Annotated in this window: 11 protein-coding genes and 1 riboswitch; all 11 genes read right to left on the bottom strand. The window is 61.3% G+C overall.

The window, feature by feature from the left end; translation table 11 throughout:
• Window positions 1–2: 2 nt before the first annotated feature.
• The 11 genes from N4A58_RS10075 to cydB all read right to left on the bottom strand — a co-directional run bounded on the left by N4A58_RS10075 (window position 3) and on the right by cydB (window position 12,071).
• On the bottom strand, window positions 3–476 hold the full coding sequence (locus N4A58_RS10075; RefSeq protein WP_293709189.1) for an Rrf2 family transcriptional regulator: 474 nt from the start codon (window positions 474–476) through the stop codon (window positions 3–5).
• A gap of 68 nt (window positions 477–544) precedes the next feature.
• On the bottom strand, window positions 545–937 hold the full coding sequence (gene cueR, locus N4A58_RS10070) for a Cu(I)-responsive transcriptional regulator (protein WP_293709187.1): 393 nt from the start codon (window positions 935–937) through the stop codon (window positions 545–547).
• Window positions 934–3,348 carry a heavy metal translocating P-type ATPase gene (locus tag N4A58_RS10065; RefSeq protein WP_293709185.1) on the bottom strand — a complete coding sequence of 805 codons (2,415 nt, stop codon included), beginning with the start codon at window positions 3,346–3,348 and terminating at the stop codon, window positions 934–936. The genes cueR and N4A58_RS10065 overlap by 4 nt, the downstream gene beginning before the upstream one ends.
• Before the next feature lie 73 nt (window positions 3,349–3,421).
• Entirely contained in the window at window positions 3,422–4,180 is a 759-nt protein-coding gene (locus N4A58_RS10060; protein ID WP_293709183.1) for a 5-oxoprolinase subunit PxpA, read from the bottom strand.
• On the bottom strand, window positions 4,177–5,190 hold the full coding sequence (locus N4A58_RS10055) for a biotin-dependent carboxyltransferase family protein (protein WP_293709181.1): 1,014 nt from the start codon (window positions 5,188–5,190) through the stop codon (window positions 4,177–4,179). The genes N4A58_RS10060 and N4A58_RS10055 overlap by 4 nt, the downstream gene beginning before the upstream one ends.
• Window positions 5,187–5,906 carry a carboxyltransferase domain-containing protein gene (locus N4A58_RS10050; protein WP_293709179.1) on the bottom strand — a complete coding sequence of 240 codons (720 nt, stop codon included), beginning with the start codon at window positions 5,904–5,906 and terminating at the stop codon, window positions 5,187–5,189. The genes N4A58_RS10055 and N4A58_RS10050 overlap by 4 nt, the downstream gene beginning before the upstream one ends.
• A 173-nt stretch (window positions 5,907–6,079) precedes the next feature.
• Window positions 6,080–8,929 carry an aminomethyl-transferring glycine dehydrogenase gene (gene gcvP, locus N4A58_RS10045; protein WP_293709177.1) on the bottom strand — a complete coding sequence of 950 codons (2,850 nt, stop codon included), beginning with the start codon at window positions 8,927–8,929 and terminating at the stop codon, window positions 6,080–6,082.
• 7 nt (window positions 8,930–8,936) lie between these two features.
• Entirely contained in the window at window positions 8,937–9,296 is a 360-nt protein-coding gene (gene gcvH / locus N4A58_RS10040; protein ID WP_293709175.1) for a glycine cleavage system protein GcvH, read from the bottom strand.
• 20 nt (window positions 9,297–9,316) lie between these two features.
• Window positions 9,317–10,423, bottom strand: a complete 1,107-nt coding sequence (gene gcvT, locus N4A58_RS10035) for a glycine cleavage system aminomethyltransferase GcvT (protein WP_293709173.1) — start codon at window positions 10,421–10,423, stop codon at window positions 9,317–9,319.
• Window positions 10,424–10,562: 139 nt separating this feature from the next.
• Window positions 10,563–10,650, bottom strand: a riboswitch (glycine riboswitch).
• A gap of 132 nt (window positions 10,651–10,782) precedes the next feature.
• Window positions 10,783–10,905 carry a cytochrome bd-I oxidase subunit CydX gene (gene cydX, locus N4A58_RS10030; protein WP_293709171.1) on the bottom strand — a complete coding sequence of 41 codons (123 nt, stop codon included), beginning with the start codon at window positions 10,903–10,905 and terminating at the stop codon, window positions 10,783–10,785.
• Between the two features lie 14 nt (window positions 10,906–10,919).
• Window positions 10,920–12,071, bottom strand: a complete 1,152-nt coding sequence (cydB, locus tag N4A58_RS10025; RefSeq protein WP_293709169.1) for a cytochrome d ubiquinol oxidase subunit II — start codon at window positions 12,069–12,071, stop codon at window positions 10,920–10,922.
• Window positions 12,072–12,076 lie beyond the last annotated feature (5 nt).

Here is a 12,076-nt window from a genome sequence, read left to right as displayed (position 1 = left end):
CTTCAGGCGGGCAGCTTCTTGGCTGCATCGCCAGAGCACAGCGGTGTTATCGCCAACATCGTCTCTAGCGCGTGGTTGTCACAGATCAGGGTGTCGAGCGTGATCGTTTCCATGTGCGCGTAAAACGCATCCAGCGCGGCAGCGATCGCCTCTTTTAGACGGCAGGCATCAGTCAGCGGGCACGTGTTGTCCACATCGGCAAAGCACTCCGCGACGGGCACATCCGCTTCGAGCAGGCGAAAGACCTCGCCAATCGAGATCTGTTCGGGCGCGCGGGCCAGCGTCAGACCGCCCCCGCGACCACGTGTGGTTTCCAGAAAACCGAGCTGCGCCAGCTGGTTCACGATCTGCCCCAAATGGTTCTCGGACGAATTACACGCCTCTGCGATATCATGCTTGGTGACACGGCGATCCATGTTCACAGCACAAAACATGAGCGCCCGAATGGCGATATTGGTGCGCTTGGTTATTCTCACAGAAAGTCCCTCCGTCCGAAATCTGCAATGACGCTATCACGTCGAGAGACGGCGGGACTTGATGTAGATCAGATGTGTGTTTTCGCGAGGTCTTCCAAAATCGGGCAGTCCGGCCGGTTGTCCCCCGCACAGCAATGGACGAGCCGCGCAAGAGTATCGCGCATTTCGGCCAGCTCGCGCAGCTTTGCTTCGATCTGCTCCAAATGGCTCTGGGCAATAGCCCGCACATCTGCACTGCTGCGCCCGTTATCCCCCCAAAGGGCGAGAAGGTTGCGGCAATCCTCGATCGAAAAGCCCAAGTGGCGTGCCCGCCCGACAAAGGCGAGCTTATGCAAGTCGTTCTCCGAGAATTTGCGATATCCGTTTTCCCCGCGTGCTGGGGTGATCAGGCCGATGTCCTCGTAATAGCGGATCGTTTTGGCGGGCAGCCCCGTGCGGTCGGAAACATCCTTGATATTCATACGCTTGCCCCCTGCCCCAAGGTCACACGGTTCAGCCGTAACGCATTCCCCAGAACAAAGACGCTGGACAGCGCCATCGCCCCGCCCGCCAGCATCGGCGACAGCGTCAGCCCGAGCGCGGGATAGAGAACACCCGCCGCCACAGGGATCAGCGCAATGTTATAGCCAAAGGCCCAGACCAAGTTCTGACGGATGTTTTGCAGAGTCGCACGGCTCAGGCCAATCGCCTTGGGCACGGCCAAGGGATCGCCAGACATCAACACCACATCCGCAGCTTCGACCGCCACATCTGTGCCGGTGCCAATAGCAATCCCGACATCAGCGCTGGCCAGAGCGGGCGCATCGTTGATCCCGTCACCGACAAAGGCAATTTTCCCGAACTCCTGCTTCAATTGCTCCACGGTGTCGCGTTTACCTTCAGGGCGCACGCCCGCAATCACACGGGTGATTCCCAACCGCTGCGCCACATATTCCGCCGTCGCATGAGCGTCACCGGTGACCATCACGGGTTCCAACCCTTCGGCGCGGAGGTTCTGCACCGCCTCGGCAGCACTGTCCTTGATCCGATCCGCCACTGCGATGGCCGCGATGACCACGCCATCTCGTGACACCCACACGACCGTCTCTCCCCGCGCAGTGCGGGTCTTGGCCTCAGATTGCAGTGCACCAGCGACAGAGCCGCCCACCCAAGCCAGCGTGCCCACACGGATCGTCTGACCAGAGACCCGCGCCTCGACGCCAGATCCTGTTTCAGACAGGAAGCCCTCGGCCTCTGGGACCGTCTCTGCGCCGCGGAGAATTGCGTGGGCAATCGGATGCTCTGACTTGGCCTCCAAGGCTGCGGCAAGCGACAAAGCCTCTGCTTCTGTCACCCCATCAGACGGCAGAACGGCGGCAAGTTCCGGGCGGCCTTCGGTCAGAGTGCCGGTTTTGTCAAAGACCACAGCTTTGACCGATTGCAGCTCTTGCAGCGCGTCGCCCTTGCGAAAGAGCACACCCAACTTAGCCGCGCGGCCCATGCCAACCATAATCGAGGTCGGTGTTGCCAGCCCCATCGCACAGGGGCATGCCACGATCAGAACGGCCACTGCTGCGATCAGTGCGCGGGCCAAATCCGGCCCAACCACCAGCCAAACAAGGAAAGTCAGCGCAGCAATTCCCAAAACAGCAGGGACAAACCACATGGTCACGCGGTCAATCAACGCCTGAACAGGCAGCCGCGCGCCCTGAGCAGTTTCAACCATGCGGATGATCTGGGCCAAGGCGGTTTTGCTGCCGACCGCATCCGCACGGACGCGCAACGCGCCAGTGGTGTTCAACGTGCCAGCCGACACCGCGTCCCCCTCGTCTTTGGCAACAGGGACAGGCTCACCGGTCAGCATCGACTCGTCCACATGGCTTTGACCGGACAACACAGTGCCATCGACCGCCACACGCTCGCCCGGGCGCAGTTGCAGGATATCTCCACTCTCGATTTCCGCGAGAGGGCGCTCTGCGGTTGTCCCGTCAGCCTGCTCGACCCGCGCAGTTTTCGGGCTCAGATCCATAAGCGCGCGGATGGCCGCACCTGTGCGCCCCTTGGCACGCGCTTCCATCCAGCGCCCCAAAAGGATCAGAGTACAGATCACTGCTGCAGCCTCGAAATAGACCCCGTGGCCCGCCACGCTCATGGCAGAGGGCACCAGCGTCACAACGGTCGAGTACCCCCACGCCGCCAGAGTGCCGAGCGCGACAAGCGCATTCATGTCAGGCGCACCTCGGAACAGCGCCGGAAGACCCAATTGAAAGAACCCTCGTCCAGGCCACGCCAAAACCAACGTTGTCAGGACCAATTGGAGCAGCATATCCCCCCGCGCTCCAATTGTGCCGTCGATCAACGCGCCAAATCCGGGCACCCAATGGCGCCCCATTGCCAGCACAAAGACAGGCACTGTCAGGGCAGCCGATAGAATGAACTTCTGCCGATACTGCACTGATTTATCGATACCTTCTGCCGTCTCATCTGTCCGTAACCGCGCACCATAGCCCGCTTGCTTAACAGCGGCGATCAGGTCCGCAGCAGACACGCCCGAATAGACTTTGGCACGAAGACGGTCCTCGGCCAGATTGACCTTGGGCTCGACCACGCCCTCTACATTTGCCAGCGCTTTTTCCACGCGCAAGACGCAAGAAGCACAGCTGAGCCCTTCTAGGTCCAGCACGATCTCTTCGGTCGCCATAGGGTAGCCCGCCTTGGCCAAGCGCGCTTGGAGCGCCGATGGGTCAAAGGCTGGCCCCGTATCAATCTCGAGCGTGTGGGTCGCGAAATTGGTGTTGGCGTCCAGAACGCCGGCAACCTCGGACGCGGCGGCAGCAGAGCGCCGCGCACAGCCTGCGCAATTCAATCCTGACAATTTGTACTGACGATGCATGACAAGGATTCCTTTCTCTTGCCCTGCATATAGGGCTTCCAGTTACTGGAAGCTCAACCCTTCAGATCAGAAATTATTCAGGTGCGGCGATCTGCACCCCCGCTTGCTCCAACCGCGCGCGCACCGCACGCGCCATTTGGATCGCACCTTGGGTGTCGCCGTGCAGGCAAATCGTATCAACGGGCACATTCACCCGCGCGCCAGATTGCGCAATGACAGAGCGCTCTTGGACCATTTCCAGCACCCGCTCTGCAGCCTGATCGGGGTCATGCAGCACAGCGCCCGGTTGGCCCCGCGGCACGAGCGTCGCATCGTCTTGATACGCGCGGTCGGCAAAAATCTCGGCACTGAAGGTCGCGCCCAACTGCTCTGCCGCGCGCTGCTGCTGGGTTCCGGCAATCACGAAAAGCCGCAAGTCGGGCGACACAGCTAATGCTGCGCGATAGCACACCAGCGCCATCTCTAGATCCCGCGCGCACATGTTTGCCAGCGCCCCGTGCAGCTTCAGATGCGCCACTGGCACGCCTGCCGCTGCCGCCATCCCCATGAACGCGCCAAGCTGGTACTGCACCAGTGCAGTTAACTCGGCCTCGGTGAGTTTCAGATCACGCCGCCCAAACCCTTGCAGATCGTCAAAGCCCGGATGCGCCCCGACAGCGACGCCCGCCGCCTTGGCCTGCGCGATGGTTTGCGCCATGACCACAGGATCGCCCGCATGAAATCCACACGCCACGTTTGCACTGCTGATCACCTGCAGTAGCGCCGCGTCGTCCCCCATGACCCAAGGGCCAAAGCTCTCGCCCATATCAGCATTCAGATCGATGGTGGTCATTCCCAGCCCTCCGGATCAGTGGCCGACACAACACCGGACACCAAGGTAAAAGACAGTAGATCATGGATCGTCTCTGGCGCACGCACGACGGGCGCAACCCGCCCGCGCAATGCCTTGGCAAAGTCGACCTGCGCCGCGCGCGCCGCCAGTGCCTGCTCTAGCGTGACGAACCGAAACCGGATCTTCGCGCCCGCCGCCAACTGTGCAAAAGCAGGCAGATCAGCGCTGATGACGGTCGCAATGCGGGGGTAGCCGCCGGTTGTCTGCGCCTCTCGCATCAGCACATAGGGCGTGCCGTCCCCCGTGATCTGAATATCGCCAAGGCTAACAATCTCGGACGTCACGCTCAGCCCGTGGTCCGACTGCACGCCCTGCCCGTCAAACGACAAGGCGGCCCCCATCCGGCTCGCCCGAGCGGTTTTCAAAAACACGGTTTGCTCCAGCCAAGCGCTCCCTTCCTCCCCGAACCAGCCGCTCTGAACAGACGGGATCACACGCACCTCGGTTGCAGTCGTCCGCCAGTTCGGCAAACCAAGTCCAGCCTCGGCTGGTGTGGGGTCCAATTCCAGCACATCCCCGTCAGTCATCGGTGCGCCAATTCCCGCTTGGATATGCGTGCTTTTCGCCCCGAACCGCTCTGGCACCTGCCATGTCCCTGCGACCGCCAAATAGCCATAGGTCCCTTCGGTCGCAGCGCCTATCTCCAACTCAGCACCAGCCGGCCACGCGTGGGTTTGCCCCCACGCCAAAGACTCACCGTCCAATTGAGCTTTCATCCGCGCGCCGGTCAGGGCGATGATCAGATCTCCGTCCGCCGTGTAGCGTCCGCCCATCTGTCCCATCTCAATCGCACAGCCATCGAAACCAGCCCCGAGCAGGGCACGGGCCTCGGCCAAAGCCATGGGGTCCATCGCCCCACCCGCCGACAGACCAAACGCCGACAGCCCGGTGCGCCCGCTGTCCTGCAAAGTGACCGAGGGCCCGGCGGACAGAACCTTGATCCAGGTCATAGCCGGTCCTCCAGCAACCCGCCGCCAGCGGCGAGATGATCGGCAAAGGCTTCTGGCCCCACAGGATCAAAGCGCAGGACATCCCCTGCGCTCAGATACGGCCCCGACCCATCAGGATCAAATCCACGCCATGCGGCCTGCCCGATCTGCCGCCAGCCAGTTCCCGAAGGTACGGCAAAAAGCACGATTTGCCGGATTGCTGCCGTAATCGCCCCGACCGGCACTTTCGGCGTCAAACCACTCTGCCGTGGCACATTCCAATGAGCAGGCAATTCTCCAAGATACGGCATTCCAGGCGCAAACCCCAAAGCCAGCACCCGCAGAGGTGTCGCGGCCAATTCATCGACCAGATCCGCTGCAGACCGACCCGCTAGCCCCGCAAACTCCTCCAACTGCGGCGCAAAATCCGCATCAAAGCAACTCGGCAACCGCCAAGCCCGCGCCACCGGAGCCTCCACCTTAGACCAATCCTCTTGCCCCAACACATCGCGCAACGCCGCCTCAGCACGCCCACGGGACAACACCGCAGGATCAAAACGCATAAACGTGGATTTCAGCGTCGATCCAACCTCAACCACCCCGTCCAGTCCTAACACAGAAACAGCATCACGGCACGCAATCGCCGCCGCATTCGCCTGCATCGACAGGGCCGGCGCAAATTCCACCAGCAAGCCATCTTCGCCAAGGGGATAAAGAACAGGATCAATCTTCGTCATGGCGTGCAGCCTAGCCAAATCCACGGCCGCCGCAAGCCAAGGACACGCCCTTCATCCCCACTGAAACACCAAGCTCTTTCTGCTTTGCAAAAATACTCACGGCCCGCCGCAAGCCACAAAGAGCGTTAAAAGAAAAAGGGCTCCGACCATCACCAGCCAGAGCCCCTCTGATCTTATTCCGCCGCGTCCAGATACTCTTCCATCGGCGGACAAGTGCAAATCAGGTTGCGATCCCCGTGCACGTTGTCGACGCGCCCGACCGGCGGCCAGTACTTGTCCACACGGAAGCTGCCCGCAGGGAAGCACCCCGCCTCGCGGCTGTAGGGGCGATCCCAGTCGCCCACAAGCGATGCCACCGTGTGCGGCGCGTGCTTCAGCGGGTTATTCTCGGCATCCATCTCGCCGCGCTCGATGGCGGAAACCTCTTCGGCGATGTCCTTCATAGCGACAATAAAGCGGTCCAGTTCAGCCTTCGTTTCTGATTCCGTCGGCTCGACCATCAAGGTGCCCGCGACAGGGAAGCTCATAGTCGGCGCGTGGAAACCGTGATCCATCAGACGCTTGGCGACATCGTCCACGGTCACATGGGCGCGGTCGCTGAACGGGCGCGTATCAAGGATACATTCATGCGCCACACGGCCCGAGCGCCCCTTGAATAGGACGTTGTAATGGTCCTTCAACTCGCTCGCGATGTAGTTCGCCGACAGGATCGCGACTTTGGTGGCTTGCGTCAAACCCGCGCCGCCCATGGCCAGACAATAGGCCCAAGAGATCACAAGGATCGAGGCCGAGCCCCAAGGCGCACCGGACACTGGACCCGTCGCGCCGCCCGTTTCGGGATGGCCTGGCAGATAGGGCGCAAGGTGCGCTTTGACACCGATCGGACCCATGCCGGGGCCGCCGCCGCCGTGGGGAATGGCAAAGGTTTTGTGCAGGTTCAGATGGCTGACATCTGCGCCAATCTCGCCGGGTTTTACCAGCCCGACCAGCGCGTTCAGGTTCGCCCCGTCCAAGTACACCTGCCCGCCACAGCGGTGGGTGATCGCGCAGACCTCTCGCACGGTTTCTTCGTAAACCCCGTGGGTCGAGGGGTACGTGATCATGCAGGCCGCCAGATCATCGCCCGCCTTTTCAGCCTTAGCACGGAAATCCTCGAGGTCGATATCGCCGTTTTCCAGCGCCTTGACCGCGACGACTTTCATCCCGCACATCTGGGCAGAGGCAGGGTTCGTCCCGTGAGCCGAGGTCGGGATCAGGCAAATCTTGCGGTGCCCTTCGCCGTTGCCCTCGTGGTAGGCCATGATGGTCAAGAGGCCCGCATATTCGCCCTGCGCGCCCGAGTTGGGCTGCATCGACATCGCGTCATAGCCGGTGGCCATGCACAGAATGCGGCTCAGGTCATCCACCATTTCTGCGAACCCGGCCCGCTGGTCTTCGGGGGCAAAGGGATGGATCGCGCTGAATTCGGGCCAAGTGATCGGCGCCATCTCGACCGCCGCGTTCAGCTTCATGGTGCATGAGCCCAGCGGGATCATCGCACGGTCCAGCGCCAGATCGCGGTCCGACAGGCGACGCATATAGCGCATCATCTCGGTCTCGGCACGGTTCATCTGGAAGATCGGGTGGGTCAGATACTCACTCTCGCGCACCAGATCGGCGGGCAAGCGGTAGGCCTGATGCGCCTCGTCAAACGTGCGCGTGATGCCAAAGGCTTCCCAAAGGCGTTCGATGGTTTCGCCACGGGTGGTCTCGTCGACCGAGATGCCGAGTTTGGTCGCACCGACTTTGCGCAAGTTGATTTTGCGGTCCAGCGCGGCCTGATAGATCACGCCCTGCATGGGGCCGACCTCGACCGTGATGGTGTCGAAGAAGGTGGTCGGCTCGGCGGTGAAACCAGCCTCTTCCAGACCTTCGACGAACTGGACGGCGACGGCGTGGATGCGCTGCGCGATGGCCTTCAGACCTTTGGGACCATGGAACACCGCGTACATACCCGCGATCACCGCTAGCAGCGCCTGCGCGGTACAGACGTTCGAGGTCGCCTTTTCGCGGCGGATGTGCTGCTCGCGGGTTTGCAGGGACAGGCGGTAGGCGGGCGTGCCGTGGCTGTCTACAGACACCCCGACAATCCGGCCGGGCATAGAGCGTTTGTACGCGTCGCGGCAGGACATATAGGCCGCGTGGGGGCCGCCCCCGCCAAGAGGCACGCCGAACCGCTGGGTGCTGCCCACAGCGATATCCGCGCCCATCGCGCCCGGCTCTTTCAGCAGGGTCAGCGCCATGATGTCCGCGACCACGATACCCAAGGCTTTGGCCGCGTGCAGGGCCTCCATCTCCGCAGTGAAATCGGTCAGCCCACCATAGGTGCCCGGGTACTGGAAGATCGCGCCAAAGACCTGATCCGCCTGCAGTTCGGCGGGGTTCCCGACGATCACCTTGATCCCCAAGGGCGCTGCACGGGTCTGCATCACGGCGATGTTCTGCGGGTGGCAGTTCTCGTCGACAAAGAACGCCTTGGCTTTGGATTTAGCCAAACGCTCGGCCATCGCCATTGCTTCGGCGCAGGCGGTTGCCTCGTCCAAGAGCGAGGCGTTGGCGATCTCCAGACCGGTCAGATCGCAAACCATGGTCTGGAAGTTCAGCAATGCCTCAAGACGCCCCTGCGAAATTTCGGGCTGGTAAGGGGTGTAGGCCGTGTACCACGCAGGGTTTTCCAAGATATTGCGCTGGATCGCGGGAGGGATCACGGTGTTGTAGTAGCCCTGCCCGATCATCGAGGAATGCACGGTATTCTTCTTGGCGATCTGGCGCAGGAACCATGTCAGCTCGCGCTCGGACTTGGGCGCGCCATACTCAAGCGGCTCGGCCTGACGGATGCTGGCGGGTACGGTTTCGTCGATCAGGGCATCCAGACTGTCTGCCCCCACCGCCTTCAGCATCTCGGCCATTTCCTCTGGCGAGGGGCCGATATGACGACGGTTGGCGAAATCGTAGGGATCGTAGTCGGTGGGGGTAAAGGTCATGTCAGCCTCAGCCTGCGTAGTCTTTGTATGCGCCTTCGTCCATGAAGCCGTCGATCACACTGGTGTCTTCTACCTTAATCTTGAAGAACCAAGCCTTGCCCAAGGGATCCTCGTTCACGAGGCTGGGGTTATCCACGATCTCTTCGTTCACTTCGACGATCTCGCCATCCACGGGCGCGCTGATGTCGGAGGCGGCTTTGACCGATTCAATCACAACGATCTCTTCGCCCTTTTCCACTTCGCGGCCCACGTCGGGCAGTTCGACAAACACCACATCCCCCAGCTGAGTGCTGGCGTGTTCGGTGATACCGACCACCAGCAGGTCGCCTTCGATTTCGAGCCATTCGTGTTCTTCGGTGAATTTCATCTCGCGGGTCTCCTACTGGCTTAGCGCTTGAAGTTATTGGGGACAAAAGGCAGGTCGACGACCTGAACAGGCATGCGTTTGCCGCGCACATCGCCAAACAGGCGCGTGCCGCTGGCCGCAAATTCGGTGGTGACATAGGCCATCGACATAGGCGCACCGAGGGTCGGACCAAAGGCACCGCTGGTGACTTCACCAATCGGGTCGGCGGCCTCTTCGCTGGCGTAGATCATGGTGTGGGCACGCATAGGGGCGCGGCCTTCGGGCTGCAGGCCCACGCGTTTTTTCGGCGCGCCGTTGTCGATCTGGTCCAGAATGACGTTCGCGCCGGGGAAGCCCCCTGCCCGTTCCCCGCCCGTCCGACGGGATTTCTGTATGGCCCAGATCAGGTTGCCCTCTACCGGCGTGGTGGTGGGATCAATGTCATTGCCATGCAGGCACAGACCAGCCTCAAGCCGCAGACTGTCGCGGGCACCTAGGCCAATGGGCTCGACAGCCTCCAACGCTATCAGGGCTTTGGCAAACTCGTCGGCGGTCGCTTCGGGGACAGAGATTTCATAGCCATCCTCGCCCGTATAGCCCGACCGCGAAACCCACAGCTCGCCATAGGGGCTGTCCACGATGGCGACGTCCATGAATTTCATCTCGGGCAACGCGGGCACGATGGATTTCAGGGCCTCTTCTGACGCAGGACCCTGCAAGGCCAACAATGCGCGGTCGGTGATTTCTTCGACGCCGTCCATGTGGGCCTTCAGGTGGGCAATGTCGGCGGACTTGTTCGCGGCGTTCACGACCAGCAGCAGATGGTCGCCGCGGTTGGCAAAAATCAGGTCGTCCAGAATGCCGCCCTGTTCGTTGGTAAAGAAACCATAGCGCTGACGCCCCTCGGCCAGACCCAGCACGTTCTGGGGGATCAGCGATTCCAACTGAGCAGCCGCATCCGCCCCGCGCAGGATCACCTGCCCCATGTGGCTGACATCGAACAGGCCGGCAGCGGCACGGCAATGCAGGTGCTCTTTCATCACGCCAAGGGGGTATTGCACGGGCATGTCATAGCCCGCGAATGGCACCATCTTGGCCCCAAGTTCCACATGCAGATCGTACAGCGGTGTGCGAAGCAAATCGCTCATCTGTCCTCCGGTTCTTCCGGAGCGGTCCTCCGGCATCGTGTCCCTGCGGGTTTCCCCACGCTCGATGCCCCCTCTGTCCTTGTCGCCTGAGATCGCTATCCCTTCGGCGGGCGCATGAGGCGCCTCTCTCCAGAGTGTTCCAGTAGGCCGGTTCTTTTGCCTGAGAGTTTACCGGGGCGGTTGCTCCTTCGGCCCTGACTGTCGTCAGTGTCTCCCGTACCTGTCGTTTTTGATAGGCGAAGAGTCGATAATGCGCAACGGGATTCGTTAATCTCTCGCTCAGATTTCTTTGCAGTCGCAGAAAGCACGAAAAAGGGCAGCCGAAGCTGCCCCTTCCCGATCATCGATGTCAGGCCCTTTTAAAGGGACTGGTTGTCTTCTTCGGCCATTTTTGCGTCCTCGCGCAACTCCAGCCACATGGCGTTCAGAACCGCGAACAACGCGGCCAGAGGCAGGCCCAATATCCAGGCAAAATACCACATGTGTCAGTCCTTTCTCAATACAGGGTTTCGCCGTTGGCGTTGACGTCATCCTCGGTCACCTTGCCCCAGAGGACAGAGTAAACCCACGAGGTGTACATCAGTATCAGCGGCATAAAGATCACCGTCGCCACCAACATCACGAAAAGCGTCAGATGCGAGCTAGAGGCATCCCACACGGTCAGAGAGCTGTCGGGATCGGTGCTGGACGGCAGGATGAACGGGAACATGGTCAGGCCCACGGACGAGATCACCCCAAGGATGCCCATCTTGGACCAAAGCATGGTCGTCGCTTCGCCGCCCGAGGTCAGACCCCGCAGAGCCATCAGCATCCCGACAAAGCCCATGATCGGTGCGATCATGATCCACGGGCGATCACCGTAGGACGCGATCCAAGAGCCGCCCTTGACCACATCCGACATCAGCGGGTTTGAGGGACCATCAGTGACCACATCGTTGACGAAGCTATAGCCGTCGGTGATCAGCAAGAGCCAAGCCCCCGCCACCGCGTAGCCGATGATCGCGACCACACCGGCAGTAAAGCCATAGCGGCGAGCACGAGACTGGATGCGGCCTTCGGTTTTCAGGTTCAGCCAAGCCGCCCCGTGCATGATCAGCATCGACAAGGACACCACGCCGGTCAGCAGGGCAAAGGGGTTCAAGAGGCCAAAGAAGCTGCCCTCGTAGATCGGCATCAGCGACGGGGTCAGGTGGAACGGCACACCGCGCAGGACGTTGCCCACGGCGACGCCAAAGATCAGTGCCGGCACCGCTCCACCCGCAAAGAGGGCCCAGTCCCACGTGCTGCGCCATGTGGGCGACGGACGCTTGGAGCGGTATTTGAACGCCACGGGACGCACGATAAAGGCACACAGGACAATGAACATCGCCATGTAGAAGCCGCTGAACGACACCGCATAAAGCGGCGGCCACGCGGCGAAAATCGCACCACCGCCAAGGATGAACCATACTTGGTTGCCTTCCCACACGGGGCCGACAGTGTTGATCACCACGCGGCGTTCGGTGTCCGTCTTGGCGACGAAAGGCAGCAGCGCCCCCGTCCCCATGTCGAACCCGTCCGTCAGGGCAAATCCGATCAGCAGGACCCCGAGCAGGCCCCACCAAATCACGCGAAGCATTTCGAAAGAAATGAGCTCATGAAGGATCATATCTA

This window comes from Donghicola sp. (assembly GCF_025210255.1).
Lineage (GTDB): Bacteria > Pseudomonadota > Alphaproteobacteria > Rhodobacterales > Rhodobacteraceae > Donghicola > Donghicola eburneus.
The sequence above is the reverse complement of the archived record's forward strand: the minus strand, read 5'-3'. Positions and strand labels throughout refer to the sequence as shown.